Below are 15,652 nucleotides of genomic sequence, written 5' to 3' on the forward strand. Positions count from 1 at the left end.
GTACCGTATCGTTTACTAAGTGACTGACACCGTACTCATCGCGGGCGCCGGCCCCACCGGGCTGGCCCTGGCCATCCACCTGGCACTGCACGACATCCCCGTGCGCGTCATCGACGCCGCCACCGGCCCCGCCACCACCTCCCGGGCCCTCGGCCTGCAACCACGCGGCGTCGAGGTCCTGGAACGCATCGGCGCACTCGGCGACCTGCCACAGCGCTCCCAGTCCTCGCTCAACATGTCCTACAACGAGGGATCGCGCACCGTGCTGCGCCTTCACGTCGGCCAAGCCGTCGCCGACCAGCCGAAACAGGCGCTGCTGATCTCGCAGGCCGAGGTCGAGGGCACGATGCGGGAACGCTTTGCCCAACTGGGCGGCCACGTGGAGTGGGGCACCCGGGTGGTCGAGGCTCGGCAGGACGACACGGGCGTCACCGCCACCGTGCGGACGGCCGACGGCGCCGAGCACCACATCGAGACCCACTGGCTGATCGGCTGCGACGGCGCGCACAGCACCGTACGCAAGCTCGCCGGCATCGGCTTTCCCGGCCGCAAACTCCTCGAACGCCTGCTGATGGTCGACGTGCGGGCCCGGTGGCCGTTGGACAAGAACGGCAGTACGACCTGGATGGAGGCCGGTCACATGCTGTCGGTCACCGCGCTGCCGGACGACACCTGGCGGGTGTTCACCGAACCACCATCGGATCTGCCGGACCAGCTGTCCGAACGCGAGATCAGCGACCGGGTGCTGAGCGAGTTCTCCCGCCGAAGCGGCATCGGCCTCGACACGGTCACGGACGTCCGCTGGGCCTCGGAGTTCCGTATCCACCGCCGGCTGGCCGACGCCTACCGGCGCGGCCGGATCCTGCTGGCCGGCGATGCGGCGCACATCCAGAGCCCCACCGGCGGCCAGGGACAGAACACCGGGCTGGGCGACGCGGAAAACCTGGCATGGAAGCTGGTGCTGGTCACCCGCGGCCGCGCCGACCAGCGACTGCTCGACACCTACGAAGGCGAACGACGGCCGCTGGCCCGCAAAGTCCTGCGCGCCACCAGCACCGCCGTGGACATCATGCTGCCGCACAACCCCTGGAAACGCCTGCTGCGCGACAACGTCGTCCTGCCGGTCGTCCGCCTGCCCGCAGTGCAGCGCCGGCTGTGGCTGGCCGCCTCCCAACTCGGCATCAGCTACCGGGGAGGACCGCTGGCCCCTGCCGTGCACCGGTGGATGCCCGGACTCCGTCCCGGCGACCGGATGCCCGACCTCACCTGCCGGCATCTCGACGGCGGCCGGACCACCCTGCACGCCGCGATCTCCGGACGCTGGGTGCTGCTCGCCGATGATCAGCACGTCGCCGCCCGCCACGCCGAGGCCGCCGCGGCGCGACTGGGGGCCGACCTGATCGTCGCGCTCACCCCGGTGGAGCAGCCCAGCTCGCCCGATGTCATGCTGATCCGCCCCGACGGGCACATCGGTTGGCGTGACCATCCGGCACCCGACAAACTGGCAGCATGGCTGAATCAGGTGCTGTGGCCGGCGTAGAACGCCACGGCCGTCCACGCGATCCGGAGAACGACGCCGCCATCCTGGACGCGGCGTTGGACCTGATGATCGAACGCGGCGCGGCGGGCACCAGCATCGAAGCGGTCGCCCAACGCGCCGGCGTGGCGAAACTGACCGTCTACCGGCGCTGGCGAGCCAAAGACGACCTCCTGATGGCCGCCTTGGAGCATGCCCGCGCCCCCGACATGGACGCCGCCCCGGCCGGGCAGTCGATCGACGAACTGATCTCATCCATCGCCGAACTCCTCAGCCGCCCCCGCTTCCGCGCACTGATGGCACGCGTCATCGGCGCCTCGGTCGACTACCCGAAACTGGTGACCGCCTACACCGAGCGCTACCTGCAGCCACGGCTGAACGCCCTGGCGCAGATCGCGCAGCAGGCCATCGACGCCGGCCACCTCCCAGCGGACACCGACCCGAGCGTCATCCAGGACATCCTGGCCAGCTCGATCGGATCCGTCCTGCTTCAGCATGCGGAAGAGGTGACCGCCGTACAGATCGAGCGCCGGCTGCGGGTTCTGTTGCGCCACATCGGATACCAGTCTTGATTTCCTAGGTCAGGAACAGCGGGCGATCACCTACCGCTGCGGCGTCGGCCGGCATGAAATGATCTGGACCTTGGATTCCGGCGCCCCGTATCGTCGCCGCATGACCACTGTGCTCTGCGTACCGCAATGGCAAGGCTCGGCGTCCGGCAGCGCGCCGCGGCTGATGGCCGGGGCCCGCCGCGCCGCCGCGCTCGTCCCGGCCGACGCGGTGGTGACCGTGCCGGTGCTCGAGACCGGCGGGGACAGGGCCGCCGGGGTTCGCGCGTACGACGTGCTCGTGGAGAACCAGCGGCTGACGCGCGAGGCACTGGCCGGCATCGACGACCGGGTGATCACCGTCGGCGGCGACTGCGCGGTCGACATCGCGCCGATCGACGCCGCCCACGCCCGCTACGGGGACGCTCTGACGGTGCTGTGGATCGACGCGCACCCGGACGTCTACAGCCCGCAGACCCTGCCGTCGGGCGCCTTCCACGGAATGGTGGTGCGCGCGCTGCTCGGGGACGGCCCGACCGGCCTCACGCCGGAGCGGCCGCTGCGACCGCACCAGGTGATCATCGCCGGGGAGCGGGCGGGCGACGTGTCCGAGCACGAGTACCTCGAGAAGACCGGCCTGCGCAGGTACGGCGTGAACGACCTGGAGCGCGTGCTCGACGATCTGCGGGGCCCCGTGTACGTACACGTCGACCTCGACGTCCTGGAGCCCACCGCCTTCGGCTCGACCTGCTACCCGGAGCCGGACGGCGTGCGGCCGCAGCGGCTGATCGACCTCGTCTCCCAGGTGGACGACGTCGTCGGGGCGGCCATCACCGAACACGCGCCGTCCGGCGACGACGCCGACCCCGGCGAGGCCGAGGTGATCCGCCGCCTGGGCACCGCGCTGACGCGCTGACGATTCCCGGCCGGCCCGGTCACCTTGACCGTCGAGGCGACGATCGAGGGCCTGTTCCGGGAGGAATGGGGCCAGATCGTCGCGACGCTCATCCGGATGACCGGTGACTGGGACCTGGCGGAGGAGTGCGCGCAGGACGCCTTCGCGCAGGCGCTCCAGCGGTGGCCGCAGGTCCCCGCTCTGGTCCTGACCGGCTCCAGGACCGGCCCGTGGGCTCCGGCCGCCGCGCAGGCCGTGTCGGACGGGTTGCCGTACTGCCGGCACGTGGTCCTCGAAGGCCAGGACCACAACGTCTCGTGGGACGCTCTGCTCCCTCATCTCAGGTCCTTCCTCGACTAGGGCCAGCATGAGACGCCGGGCGCGTGCCGTCGCGGTGGCGTCGCCGAGCAGCTGAATCTCCTGGTTGGCGGACATCGCAATCCCCGTCAGGGGCGTCACGAGGGTCGTCCGCGTCCAGTGTCGTGGCGAGGTCGCCCGAAGCCTGCGCGATCACGATCTGCTCGCGCGGGAAAGCCCGCCATCGGGTCACGATGTCGAGGAGGAAGCTCCGCAACTCGCGCGGCCGGCCGTCCAGCTCGCAGGACGCGGCGGTGAAGGCGCCTGCTCGCTCGGCGCCGCCACGGCCGCCGTGAACATGCCGGCCGCCTCGGTCAGCACGGCGAGTTGGAGGGCACCCCGTTGTCGGCGCCCATGCCGAAGGTCGTCTGGCCGCGCACCAAGGGGGACGCCGCCCTCGAACAGGGCGAGGACATCACCCTCTAGAGCCCTCTAGAGCCCTCTAGAGCCGCTCACGCCAGGTCGAGCCCGGCGAGCTGGGCCCGGCTGGTCACGTTGAGCTTGGGAAAGGCCCGGTACAGGTGATAGCTGACGGTCTTGGGGCTGAGGAAGAGCTGCGCGCCGATCTCCTTGTTGGTGCGCCCGGCCGCGGCCAGGCGCACGATCTGCAGCTCCTGGGGGGAGAGCGCCGACAGCGCATCAGCCCCGGCGGCGACGAGACCGGTGTCGCCGGCGGCACGCAGTTCGTGGCCTGCGCGTTCCGCCCAAGGCCGCGCGCCCAGGCGCTGGAAGGTCTCGAGCGCGGCGCGCAGTTGCGCGCGAGCCGCGCTCTTGTGCCGGTCCCTGCGCAGGCGCTCGCCGTAGACCAGCGCGGTGCGCGCCGACTCCCAGGGGTGGCCGCCGCCGGCGTGCAGTCGTACGGCGGAGCGGAAATGGTCGTGCGCTCGTTCCCCGTCGGGTTCGAGCAGGGCCCGGCAGCGGTGCAGTACGGCCTGCGCCCAGGTCTGGCCGGATGCCTCCGCCCATGCCTCGTAGCGGCGCAGCGGCTGCTCGGCGGGCAGGCTGAGCCGGGCCGCAGCCTCGATCTGGTCGGGGGCGAAGTGGACGGTCTGGAACTGGTGGCGTGCCGGCCCGGCCAGGGCCGTCTCCAGCCGGTCCAGAGCCACGGCGTGGCGGCCCCGGCCCAGATCGAGCAGGGCCTGCGCCCACTGGGCCCAGGCCAGGCCGTTGACGATGCCGTTGGCGTCGTACTGCTGGTGCGCGGCGGCGGCCAGCTCGCCGCACCGGTCCGCGTCGCCCCGGGCAGCGGCGATCCAGGCGAGCATGCCCCGCATGCAGCCCGCCCTGCTCGGCCGGCCGGTCTCGGCGGTCAGATGCAGGCCCTCGGTCGCGGTGGCCGTCGCGTCCGTGAACCTGCCGAGGAAGATCTCGCTGGTGGCGAGCGTGATGTGGAGGACGGCCAGCTTGCCGAGCTCGCCGCTGGTGCGGCATTCGTCGGCGGCGGCGCGGGCGATCTCCCACGCGGCCTGGAAGTCACCGGTCTGGAGGGCGAAGTAGGAGGCGTTGATCCGGCGTGAATGCATTTCCGGGGTGATCCGGCTGCCCTTGGACACGAGCTCCCGCATGATCGGCAGGGCGGCGGCGGGGCCTTCTGTCAGCAGCAGCGCCGTTCCCAGGGCGGCCTGTCTGGCGAGGTCGAGGTCGTCCTCCGGGCGCAGGTCCAGCTCCCGCAGCCGGTCGGCGGCCTCGACGAGCCTGCCGGCGTCGCCGAACCGGTTGGCATTGCGGGCCGCCTCGACCAGCATCAGGCCCGCGGCGGCGCGGTCGTCGCCGGCCACGTCCGCGGCGCCCTTGAGCAGCAGGTCGTGGGCCAGGTGAGGGGCGCCTTGGTCGAGGGCGATCCTGGCCCGCAGCTTGGGGAGCGTGGTGCGGGCCGACGTGGCCGGCACGAGCGCGGTGGCGGCCTCGACCAGCCGCTGGGCCCGCTGCGACTGGCCCGCCTCAGTGGCGTGCACGGCGGCCGAGAGCAGCCGGCGCCCCTTGAGCTCCTTGTCCTGGCTCAGCTCGGCCGCCCGCTCGAACGCGGTGCAGGCGCTGACGCTCGCGCCGCGGTCCCCGGCTCGGCGGGCCATGTCCTCCAGCGCTCGCGCGGCCGCCTCGTCGGGACCCGTCGCGGCGGCTGCCAGGTGCCAGGCCCGCCGGTCGGGCCGATCTGCCAGCAGACCGGCCAGGGTCCGGTGCACCGCCAGGCGCAGGTCGTACGTGCTGAGCTGGAAGACCGCCGCGCGCATGAGCGGATGGGCGAAGCGCACCTGCCGGCCGGCGATCGTGACCAGCTCCGCGCGCTCGGCCGCGCCCAAAGCGGCGGGTTCGATGCCGAGCGCGGCGCAGGCTTTCGTGATCACGTTCAGGTCCCCGTCGTCCGCCAGCGCGGTGATCAGGAGCGCGGTCCGGGCGGCTTGGGGCAGGCGGCCGACGCGGGCGGCGTAGGCCAGCCGGAGGCGTTCCGGCAGCGGCAGCGGACTGTGGTCGTAGAACGGCAGGTCGGCGGTGCGCGGCAGTTCGAGCAGGGCGAGCGGGTTGCCCGCGCTCTCCTTGAGAATCTTCAGGCGGGTTGAGCCGGTGAGGCCGGGCGCGGCGTCCGCGAGCACCTGCGCGGCGCTACGGTCGTCCAGGCCGCCGAGCCGCCGTCCGGGCAGGCTCCCGGGGTCGAAGCCGTCGCGCGCGCCGAACAGCATCACGACGCCCTCCGCGTGCAGCCGGTGCGCGGCGAAGCGCAACACGCCCGCCGAAGCCTGATCCAGCCAGTGCGCGTCGTCGACCAGGCACAGCAGCGGCTCCTCCTCGGCCAGCTCCGCCAGCAGCGACAGCACGGCCACGCCGACGTGGAACCGGTCGTCGGCCCGCGCGGGCGCCAGGCCCAGGGCGCCCTCCAGCGCCGCCGCCTGGGGCTCGGGCAGCGACTCAAGGTGGCCGAGCGCGCCGCGCAGGAGCAGGTGGAGCGAGGCGTACGGGATGTCGGCCTCGGTCTCGACGCCCAGGCCGCGCAGCACCCGCATGTCCTGGGCGCGTTCCCCGGCGTAGGTCAGGAGGGCGGTCTTGCCGATCCCCGGCTCGCCCCCGAGCACCAGCACGCCGGAGCGTCCGGCGCGAGCCTGGTCGAGCAGCACGTCAATGGCCTGCTGTTCAGACTCCCGCCCCCGAAGCATGGGACGAATCCTAGTCATTCATCCGGTACCGCCCAGGTCTCGGCCTTCATAGCGTCACCGTCATGAATTCCACGCAAGCGGTCGACCTCAGCTCGGTCACCAAACACTACGCACACGGCGTCACGGCGCTCGACGACGTGTCGATCGGCTTCGCCGCCGGCACGTTCACCGCCGTGATGGGACCGTCGGGGTCGGGCAAGTCGACGTTGCTGCAGTGCGCCGCAGGGCTCGACCGGCCGAGTTCGGGGCGGGTGACGGTGGACGGCCGGGACCTGGCGACGCTCAGCGACAAGAAGCTGACGCTGCTGCGGCGCGACCGGATCGGGTTCGTCTTCCAGTCCTTCAACCTGCTGCCGTCGCTCACCGCCGCCCAGAACGTCGCCCTCCCGCTGCGCCTGGCCGGCCGCCGCCCCGACTCCCAGCAGGTGCGCCAGAGCCTGACCGCGGTGGGCCTGGCCGGGCGCGTCGACCACCGGCCCGCCGAGATGTCCGGCGGCCAGCAGCAGCGCGTCGCCATCGCCCGCGCTCTGGTCACCCGGCCGGCGGTGCTGTTCGCCGACGAGCCCACCGGCGCCCTGGACGCCAACACCAGCCGCGAGGTGCTCCGGCTGCTGCGCGAACTCGTCGACCGGCAGGCACAGACCATCATCATGGTCACCCACGACCCGGTGGCCGCCGCCCACGCCGACCGCGTGGTGTTCCTGGCCGACGGCCGGGTCTACGGGGAGCTCCATGACCCGAGCGCCGAGCAGGTCGCGACCCGGATGCTGCAGCTGGAGGCGTCGTGCTGAGGATCGCCTGGTCCACGCTGCGCGTCCGGTGGTCGTCCTTTGCCGGCACGTTCGTCGCCCTGGCGTTCGGCGCGGCCCTCATGGCCGCGCTCGGCCAGGTGCTGGCCTCCAGCATCTCCTCGCCCGACCGAGGGCCACAGCGGTACGCCGCCGCGCCCGTCGTGGTGGTGTCCGACGAACGGCTCACCGTGCGGAGCCCGTTCGGGGAGAGTGGCGCGCCGCTGGCCGAGCCGCGCGGACTGGCTCCCGAGCTGGCCGGACGCATGCCCGGGGCCGTGGTGGATCGCATCTTCGCCGCGCAGCTCGCCGGTGGCCCGCCCGCCGTCGGCCGTCCCTGGTCCGCCGCCCGTACGGCGCCGCAGCAGCTGTCGTCGGGACGGGCGCCCGCCGCGGACGACGAGATCGTCGTCACCGCCGGCGCCCAGGTCGGGCGGCGGGTCCAGGTGGTGACCGCGGCGGGGACCCGGTCGTACCGGGTGGTGGGGATCGCCGCGGCGGGGCCGCAGCCGACCGTGTTCTTCACCGACGAGCGGGCCGCCCGGCTGTCACCGCGGATCGACGCGCTGGCCGTGTGGCGCCCCGCCGCCGAGGTCCGCGCCGCCCTGGGCCAGTCGACCGCGGGCCGGACCAAGCTGGGCCAGACCACTGGGGACCGGGCCACCTCGGACCAGCCCACCCCGGGCCAGGCCATCACATCCGGGGCGGCATCGCGTCAGAACGGGACCCCCGCGATCTCGACCGAGGTCAAGGTGCTGACCGGCCAGGAGCGGGCGCTGCTCGACCCGTCCCGCAAGAGCGACGAGCAGGCCCGCAACAACGCCAACACGATCGCCGGCATCGCCGCGGGTTTCGCCGGGTTCATCGCCGTGTTCGTGGTCTCCTCCACCTTCGCCTTCGCGGTCGGGCAGCGGCAGCGAGAGTTCGCCCTGCTCCGCACCGTGGGCGCGACCACCGGCCAGGTCAGGCGCATGGTGTACGGCGAGGCACTCCTGGTCGCGATCGCCGCCTCCGCGCTCGGCGCGCTGACCGGCCCCCTCGCCACCCGGCCGATCCTGGACCTGCTGAGCTCCCTCGGCATGGCGCCCGCCTGGCTGGTGCCCTCCACCTCCCCGGTGCCTTCGTACGTGGCCTTCGGCACGGGAGTGCTGGTCGCCGTGCTCGGCGTGGTCGTGGCCGCCTGGCGGGCGGGCCGGGTGCGGCCCGCGGAGGCGCTGCGGCAGGCGGCGGTGGAACCGCGGGCCATGACGCCCGGGCGCTGGATCGCCGGCGGCGGCCTGCTCGCCACCGCCGTCATCAGCATGGCCGTCAACGCCGTCAGCGACCCGTCGGGCGCGACCAACAACAAGACCTTCATGCCCATCGTCATGCTGCTCATCGCCGCCGCCGGGCTGCTCGCCCCGGTCTTCGTCCGCCCGGTCGCGAACCTGCTCGCCGCCCCGCTCGGACGGCTGCGCGGCGCGGGCGCTCTCGTGGTCCCCGCCGGCGCCGTCGCCTCCACGAGGCGTACCGCCGCCACGGCCGCGCCGGTCCTGATGACTGTCGCGCTGGCCGCCACCCTGCTCGGCGCCGCGGCGATGACCGACGCCACCAAGGCCGCGATGCGGATTGACCCCGTACGCGCCGACTACCTGGTGCTGCCGTCCGGCACGGCCGGGCTGGATCGGCAACTCACCGAACGCCTGCGCGCCGTCCCCGGCACCGACGTCACTACCGTGACCCCGACCAGCCTCTACACTCTCGAAGGCGCCGGGACCCAGCTCATCCAGCGCCCCGCCGAGGCCGTGAACCCGGCCACGCTCACGACCGCCCTGTCGGTGCCCGTGACCGCCGGATCGCTCGCGGAGCTGCGCGACGACACGATCGCCGTCTCCCCCACCTGGGAGGTGAACCTGGGCCAGCGGGTGCGGCTGTGGCGGGCCGACGGCAGCCAGGTGTCCCTGACGGTCGTCGCACTGCTCGGCGCCGACTCCACCGCGGACGCGTACGTCACCCCGGCGCACGCGCTGTCCACCCTGCCCTCGCTCGCCTACGTGAAGCTGCGTCCCGGCACCTCCGCCGCCAAGGCGCTGGAGCAGGCCGTAGAGGGGCACAACGCCCGTTCCATAACCAAGGCCGCCTGGGCCGGGACCGTCACCGGCCGCGCCGCCTCAGCCAGCCGTCTCGGCCTGCTGGCCGTGCTCGGCATCATGCTGAGCTACACCGTGATCGCGCAGGTCAACACCCTGCTCATGGCGGCCCCCGACCGGGCGGGCGAGCACGGAGCGCTACGCCTGCTCGGCGCCACCAAGGGGCAGGTCCTGCGATACGTCGTGGCCGAGGCGCTGCTGGTCGTGGCGGTCGGCGTGCTCCTCGCCGCCCTCGCCACCGCGCTCGGTCTGCTCGGACTGTACGCCGCGCTGCTGCAACTGGCCGGCCCCGTGACGATCGACGTGCCCTGGCAACCGGTCATCGGGGTGATCGCCCTCTGTTCGATGCTCGCGGTGCTGGCGACCGTACTGCCCTCAATCCGTGTCCGGGCAGTGGCGATCCCCAGGTGAATCCGGTACCCAGAGGCGAAAGGACTTGTTTCGGTAGTGGATCACCTGGGTGGTCCACTACCGAAATGAGCTTTGTATGGGTCAAGGTGATTTGACCGCCGCACAGTGGGCGATGCTGGAACCGCTGTTGCCGGGCGGCAGGAAGGCGGCCCGCGCCTCGGCACGGTGAGGCGCTCGTCACCGTCCATGGCCACCGTCACGGACACGGCGAACCGCCGGCGGCCGTCGGAGGAGGTGGTGGTGGCCACCTGGTGCTGGTGCTCTCGCGCTTGGCAGTCAGGACGGCTGGACTTGGTCCCAGCGGGCGATGGCTTCGGTGGGGTCCGGGCTCACGAGGCGTTCCAGACCGGCCGTCGTGATCTCCGCCCACCTGCCGGCCCGTGCCCACATCTGTTCCTCGAAGGCGCGGACGGCCTCGTCCAGATCGCCAGGGCCGGGGGCGGCGACGACGGACTCGGCGAGTTCGGCGCCTTCCAGCATCGCGAGGTTCGCGCCTGCCCCCAAGGGGGGCATCAGGTGGGCGGCGTCGCCCAGGAGCGTCACCCCGGGGACGTGGGCCCAGGTGTGGGACACGGGCAGGACGTAGAGGGGGCGGTGGACGAAAGCGGTGCCGTGGCGGAGGAGGTCGAGGACGGGAGCGGCCCAGCCGTCGAACATAGCCAGCAGGCTTGATCGCACAGCCTCGACGTCAGCCAGGTCCAGGCCTGCGTCCAGGCCCACATGCCGGTCCACGTTCGTGTGCCAGTCCAGCGGCGCGCGGAACCGGGCGTACACCTTGACGTGGCCGCCGCTGTTGCGCTGGGCGACGAGGGAGCGGTTCACGCCGTACACAGCCATGGAACCGTCGCCGACCAGCCGGGCGAGGTCGGGGTGGCGGGTGTCGACGTCGTCCAGGGAGGTCTCGACCGAGGTGATGCCGGTGTAGTGCGGCGTCGCGGGCGAGACTGCGGGGCGGACCCGGGACCAGGCGCCGTCCGCGCCGACCACGAGGTCGAACGTCTCCTGCCGCCCGTCCGCGAAATGGACCAGCACGCCATCCCGGGTCTCCGGCACCACCTCGGTCACGCCCCGCCCCCACTGAACGTCCAGGGAGCCGAGCAGCAGGTCACGGAGTTGCCCGCGGTCGATCTCGGGATTGGCCAGGTCCCCCGGACGGGGTTGCCAGTCGCGGAGGACGGTCCCGTCCGTGTCCAGGATGCGCATGGCCTGCCCCTCAGGACGGGACAGCGCCTGGAACTCCGCCAGCAGCCCCGCCTTGCTCATCGCGAGCTGGCCCAGCCCTTCGTGCAGGTCCAGCATGCCGCCCGGGGGACGGGCGTCGGGGGCGGGATCGCGTTCGAGGACGGTGACGGGGTGATCGTGGCGGTGCAGGACGCGGGCGAAGGTAAGGCCGGCAGGGCCGCCCCCAATCACAGCGATACGGTGTCTCATGTCGATATACTGTATTGATCTATTACGGTGTATCGCAACAGTACGATGTAACCCATGACTGTGTGGGACCGGCCGGAGCCGCCGACTCGCCCCGCGCCGCTCGACCGGGAGCGGATCGTCGCCGCCGCCGTCGCGCTGGCCGACGAGGGCGGGCTGGAGGCGGTGTCGTTGCGCAAGGTAGCCGCCCGGCTGGACGTCGGCCCGATGCGGCTGTACGGATACATCTCCACCAAAGAGGAGCTGTTCGACCTCATGGTGGACGAGGTCTACGCCGAGATCCTCCCCGAGGAGCAGCCCGGCGACTGGCGGGAGGTGCTGCGCATCCGCGCCCACCTCACCAGGCAGGCCACCCTCCGCCACGAATGGCTGGCCGACCTGCTCGGCGGCCGTCCGACCCTGGGCCCGAACGCCCTCGCCGTGACCGAGGCCACGCTGGCCGCCCTCGACGGCCTCGCCGACCTCGACACCGTCATGCGCGCCGTGGAGACCGTCAGCGCCTACTTCACCGGCGCGCTCAGGCGCGAGATCGCGAACCTGCGGGCCGAGCGCGCCACGGGCCTGTCCAAGCGCGACTGGCAGCGCGCGTCCGGCCCGCATGTGAGGAGGATGCTGGCCACGGGCCGCTTCCCGGCACTGTCCAAGGCCGTGCACGACGGCACGGAGGTGGACGCCGAGGTGTCCTTCGCGACCGGCCTGGACTGGGTCCTCGACGCCGTGGCCGCCAAACTCACCCGGCCGCCGGCGTGACGCTCAGGACTTCCTGGTGACATCCGTGGCACTGCGGGCTCGCGAAAGGGCCAACTGCTCCTTGGTCGATCGCTGCGCGACCCACGACACATCCTGGTGAAACGTGGCCCACGGCCGGGGGCGTGGGGGCCCGCAGGCCACCTCACCGGGGGTCGGGGCGAAGCCGCGACTCCCGATCACTCATGGAGTTCAGCCAGGACAAGTGGGGCGTTCCGCGAAGTCCATCCGGCGCGACATGCGCTCTCGTTACTGTTAGTAACGATCAAGGAGGGCTGGGTAATCCCGCGAGCTGTATGTGAAAGGCAGGTGTGATGTCCGGCTACCACACTCGCTGGGTCCGTCCTTCTGAGCAGGCAGATGATCCTGAACGCATTGCCATCCGCGAGGCGCTGGCCTTCGGCAAGGCGCTTTACGATCGTCGCGTCGCACTCGGCTTGAGCGTGGCGGAGGTGGCCGATCGGACGATGATGACCGAGGACGAGATCGAGTGCATCGAGGAAGGTGGGACGGCACCGACCATCGCGCTGCTACGCCGCCTGGCCGCGGCCCTGGACGCCGATGTCCGGCTCACCTCCGGCCATGATCTCGGATCGGTCTGGTTCGAGGCTCACGCCGCTTAGCATCATCCCTCCCCAGCCGTAGAACGCCGCTCGCGTTCTTGTCTCCGGCGCATACCCGCCAAGGCCTTTCTCACTTGCCCTGTTTCAGATGACTTCGCCCAGAGCTCTGCCTTTGAACATTGGCTGCATGGCCTACGGCACTCCTGTGGAATGTGGCCCACGGCCGGGGGAGCGCGAGGGGGCCGGCAGGCCACCTCGTCCGGGGCTCGGGGCGAAGCCTCGAGCCCCCATCGACACGCCCGAGCGTCAGCGAGGACCGCTCGGGGCGGGATCCAGCAGGCCCGCCCGGTAACCAGGTAACGGGCGGGCGCCGGCGAGCGAAGCGAGCGGGGGTGTCGGAGCCCCTGGGTTAGCGGGTGTCGGAGTCTGAGTCGGTCAGGGCGGCGCGGCCGGCTTCCAGGCGGGCTATCGGGATGCGGAACGGGGAGCAGGAGACGTAGTCCAGGCCCAGGTCGTGGCAGAAGTGGACGGAGTCGGGGTCGCCGCCGTGTTCGCCGCAGATGCCCAGGTGCAGGTCCGGACGGGTCGAGCGGCCCTCCTCGACCGCGATCTTGATCAGGCGTCCGACGCCCTCCCGGTCCAGGGTCTCGAACGGGGATACGCCGAAGATGCCCAGGTCGAGGTAGCGCGAGAAGAACGCCGACTCCACGTCGTCCCGCGAGAAGCCCCAGGCCATCTGGGTCAGGTCGTTGGTGCCGAAGGAGAAGAACTCCGCCGCCTCCGCGATCTGGGCCGCGGTCAGGGCCGCCCTGGGGACTTCGATCATGGTGCCGATCAGGGCCGCCACGCCGCTCTCCGCGAGGATCTTCGCCGCCTCCTCGCGTACCGACTCCAGCTCCTGTACGGCCGCCACCAGCGGGATCATGATCTCCGGCCGCGCGCCCGGCACCTCCTTGGCCGCCTGGGCGATGGCCCTCACCTGCATGGCGAACAGGCCCGGGATCACCAGGCCGAGGCGGACGCCGCGGAGGCCGAGCATCGGGTTCTGCTCGTGGAGGCGCTTCACCGCCGCCAGGAGCTTGCGGTCCTTGTCCGTGGCCTCGTCCGTGGCGACCTTGACCGACAGGTCCACGATGTCGGGAAGGAACTCGTGGAGCGGCGGGTCGATCAACCGAATTGTGACGGGATTTCCGTCCATAGCCCGAAATATCTCGGTGAAGTCGGCCTTCTGGAGCGGCTCCAGCGCGTCCAGGGCCGTCTGGCGGGCCTCGTCCGTCGACGCCAGGACCAGGTCCTCCACGAGCTGCCTGCGCTCGCCCAGGAACATGTGCTCCGTCCGGCACAGCCCGATCCCCTGCCCCCCGAACCGGCGGGCCCGCGCCGCGTCGTCCGGGGTGTCCGCGTTCGCCCGCACGCCCAGCCGCCGGACCGAGTCCGCGTGGCGCATGATCCGGTCCACGGCCTTGACCAGCTCGTCCTCCGGCTCGGCGCCCTCGAAGTACTCGACCACGGCCGAGTCCACGACCGGCACCTCGCCCAGGTAGATCTCCCCGGACATTCCATCGATCGAGATGACGTCGCCCTCCGACACCACCACCCCGCCGGGCGCGGTGAAGCGGCCTTCGCGCGTCGAGACCTCCAGCTCCTCGGCCCCGCACACGCACGTCTTCCCCATGCCCCTGGCCACCACGGCGGCGTGCGAGGTCTTGCCGCCCCTGCTGGTCAGGATGCCCTTGGCGGCGATCATGCCGGCCAGGTCGTCGGGGTTGGTCTCGCGGCGGACGAGGATGACGTCCTCGCCCTGCTCCGACAGCTCCACGGCCCGCGCGGAGGTGAAGACGACCTTGCCCACGGCCGCGCCGGGCGAGGCGTTCATGCCCTTGGCGATCTTCTTCTTGTCCGCGCCGCCGTCGAAGCGGGGGAACATGAGCTGCGCCAGCTGGTCGCCGGTGACGCGGGTGACGGCCTCGTCGATCGTGATCAGGCCCTGGTCCACGAGCTGGGTGGCGATGCAGAACGCGGCCGCCGCCGTGCGCTTGCCGACCCGCGTCTGCAGCATCCACAGCTTGCCGCGCTCGATCGTGAACTCGATGTCGCACAGGTCCCGGTAGTGGTTCTCGAGGGTCTCCATGATCCCGAGCAGCTCGTCGTACGAGCGCTTGTCGATGCGCTCGAGCTCCTCCAGCGGGATCGTGTTGCGGATGCCGGCCACCACGTCCTCGCCCTGGGCGTTCTGCAGGTAGTCGCCGTAGATGCCCTGCCTGCCGGTCCCCGGGTCGCGGGTGAAGGCGACGCCGGTGCCGGAGTCGTTGCCGACGTTGCCGAAGACCATGGCCACGATGTTCACGGCGGTGCCGAGGTCGGCGGGGATGCGTTCCTGGCGGCGGTAGAGGATGGCCCGGGGAGCGTTCCAGGAGTCGAAGACCGCCATGACGGCCAGGCGCATCTGCTCGCGCGGGTCGGTGGGGAAGTCCTTGCCGGTCTGCTCGTGGACGATGCCCTTGAACGTCTCCACGAGCCCCTGCAGCTCGCCCGCGTCGAGGTCGGTGTCCTGGCGCTTGCCCTTCAGCGCGTCGAGCGCGTGCTCGAACAGGTCGCCGTCGATCCCGAGCACCGTCTTGCCGAACATCTGGATGAGCCGCCGGTAGGAGTCCCACGCGAAGCGGTCGTTGCCGCCCGCCTGCTTGGCCAGGCCGTGCACCGACTCGTCGTTGAGCCCGATGTTGAGAACGGTCTCCATCATGCCCGGCATGGAGAACTTCGCCCCGGAGCGCACGCTCACCAGCAGCGGGTCGTCGGCCTGCCCGAGCCGCCGTCCCATCTGCTTCTCGAGCGCGTCGAGGTGCGCGGCGACCTCCCGCTCGAGGCCGTCCGGTACGACGCCCGCCGCCAGGTAGTGACGGCAGGCGTCGGTGGTGATCGTGAATCCGGGGGGAACGGGGAGCCCGAGGTTGGTCATTTCGGCAAGGTTCGCTCCCTTGCCGCCGAGAAGATCCTTGAGATTCCTGTTGCCCTCGGTGAAGTCGTAAACGTACTTGGCCACCACACGCTCCAATCAACGCCTCTGCCCGGACTCTACCGGCGAAATTGATGATGAAAC

The 15,652-nt window shown here is 71.7% G+C and carries 12 protein-coding genes; 8 read left to right on the plus strand and 4 right to left on the minus strand.

All coding sequences use genetic code 11. From position 1 onward, the window contains the following. Window positions 1–19: 19 nt before the first annotated feature. From ACWDRB_RS17450 to ACWDRB_RS17465, 4 genes are all read left to right on the plus strand, one after another. Window positions 20–1,540: an FAD-dependent monooxygenase gene (locus ACWDRB_RS17450; RefSeq protein ID WP_449894896.1), complete on the plus strand. Its 1,521-nt coding sequence runs from the start codon at window positions 20–22 to the stop codon at window positions 1,538–1,540. Further along, a complete protein-coding gene (locus tag ACWDRB_RS17455; protein ID WP_449894898.1) occupies window positions 1,510–2,109 on the plus strand; it encodes a TetR/AcrR family transcriptional regulator in 600 nt (199 codons plus the stop codon). Before ACWDRB_RS17450 ends, ACWDRB_RS17455 begins: the two co-directional genes overlap by 31 nt. A gap of 100 nt (window positions 2,110–2,209) precedes the next feature. Then, window positions 2,210–3,001 carry an arginase family protein gene (locus ACWDRB_RS17460; RefSeq protein WP_449894900.1) on the plus strand — a complete coding sequence of 264 codons (792 nt, stop codon included), beginning with the start codon at window positions 2,210–2,212 and terminating at the stop codon, window positions 2,999–3,001. 24 nt (window positions 3,002–3,025) lie between these two features. Next, a complete protein-coding gene (locus ACWDRB_RS17465) occupies window positions 3,026–3,340 on the plus strand; it encodes a hypothetical protein (RefSeq protein ID WP_449894902.1) in 315 nt (104 codons plus the stop codon). On the opposite strand, the gene ACWDRB_RS17470 is transcribed toward ACWDRB_RS17465, so the two are convergent. Then, window positions 3,321–3,554, minus strand: a complete 234-nt coding sequence (locus ACWDRB_RS17470) for a hypothetical protein (RefSeq protein WP_449894904.1) — start codon at window positions 3,552–3,554, stop codon at window positions 3,321–3,323. The two genes, ACWDRB_RS17465 and ACWDRB_RS17470, sit on opposite strands and share 20 nt — an antisense overlap. A 235-nt stretch (window positions 3,555–3,789) precedes the next feature. Continuing rightward, entirely contained in the window at window positions 3,790–6,486 is a 2,697-nt protein-coding gene (locus ACWDRB_RS17475) for an AAA family ATPase (protein WP_449894906.1), read from the minus strand. A gap of 62 nt (window positions 6,487–6,548) precedes the next feature. Between ACWDRB_RS17475 and ACWDRB_RS17480 the strand changes: the two genes are divergently transcribed. Further along, a complete protein-coding gene (locus ACWDRB_RS17480) occupies window positions 6,549–7,277 on the plus strand; it encodes an ABC transporter ATP-binding protein (protein ID WP_350725127.1) in 729 nt (242 codons plus the stop codon). Beyond that, the gene (locus tag ACWDRB_RS17485; protein ID WP_449894909.1) at window positions 7,271–9,814 is read left to right on the plus strand and encodes an FtsX-like permease family protein; all 2,544 of its coding nucleotides are present in this window, start codon (window positions 7,271–7,273) and stop codon (window positions 9,812–9,814) included. Before ACWDRB_RS17480 ends, ACWDRB_RS17485 begins: the two co-directional genes overlap by 7 nt. A 276-nt stretch (window positions 9,815–10,090) precedes the next feature. Here the strand turns inward: ACWDRB_RS17485 and ACWDRB_RS17490 are convergent, their stop codons facing one another. Then, complete coding sequence (locus ACWDRB_RS17490; RefSeq protein ID WP_449894912.1) at window positions 10,091–11,245, minus strand: FAD-dependent oxidoreductase; 1,155 nt, start codon at window positions 11,243–11,245, stop codon at window positions 10,091–10,093. A 54-nt stretch (window positions 11,246–11,299) separates the two neighbouring features. Here ACWDRB_RS17490 and ACWDRB_RS17495 point away from each other — a divergent pair, with 54 nt between their 5' ends. Beyond that, window positions 11,300–11,992 (plus strand): TetR/AcrR family transcriptional regulator, encoded by a 693-nt coding sequence (locus tag ACWDRB_RS17495; RefSeq protein ID WP_449894914.1) that lies wholly within the window; start codon window positions 11,300–11,302, stop codon window positions 11,990–11,992. 311 nt (window positions 11,993–12,303) lie between these two features. Continuing rightward, the gene (locus ACWDRB_RS17500; RefSeq protein WP_449894917.1) at window positions 12,304–12,612 is read left to right on the plus strand and encodes a helix-turn-helix domain-containing protein; all 309 of its coding nucleotides are present in this window, start codon (window positions 12,304–12,306) and stop codon (window positions 12,610–12,612) included. Between the two features lie 349 nt (window positions 12,613–12,961). Here the strand turns inward: ACWDRB_RS17500 and ppdK are convergent, their stop codons facing one another. Next, a complete protein-coding gene (gene ppdK / locus ACWDRB_RS17505; protein ID WP_449894919.1) occupies window positions 12,962–15,595 on the minus strand; it encodes a pyruvate, phosphate dikinase in 2,634 nt (877 codons plus the stop codon). Window positions 15,596–15,652: the final 57 nt, after the last annotated feature.

The sequence above is a fragment of the Nonomuraea sp. NPDC003707 genome (assembly GCF_053587055.1).

Bases quoted from the DNA above. Each gene is read 5' to 3' on its own strand.
- ACWDRB_RS17460 (WP_449894900.1), top strand. From the start codon at position 2,210: ATGACCACTGTGCTCTGCGTACCGCAATGGCAAGGCTCGGCGTCCGGC.
- ACWDRB_RS17455 (WP_449894898.1), top strand. From the start codon at position 1,510: ATGGCTGAATCAGGTGCTGTGGCCGGCGTAGAACGCCACGGCCGTCCA.
- ACWDRB_RS17480 (WP_350725127.1), top strand. From the start codon at position 6,549: ATGAATTCCACGCAAGCGGTCGACCTCAGCTCGGTCACCAAACACTAC.
- ACWDRB_RS17495 (WP_449894914.1), top strand. From the start codon at position 11,300: ATGACTGTGTGGGACCGGCCGGAGCCGCCGACTCGCCCCGCGCCGCTC.
- ACWDRB_RS17475 (WP_449894906.1), bottom strand. From the start codon at position 6,486: ATGCTTCGGGGGCGGGAGTCTGAACAGCAGGCCATTGACGTGCTGCTC.
- ACWDRB_RS17490 (WP_449894912.1), bottom strand. From the start codon at position 11,245: ATGAGACACCGTATCGCTGTGATTGGGGGCGGCCCTGCCGGCCTTACC.
- ACWDRB_RS17500 (WP_449894917.1), top strand. From the start codon at position 12,304: ATGTCCGGCTACCACACTCGCTGGGTCCGTCCTTCTGAGCAGGCAGAT.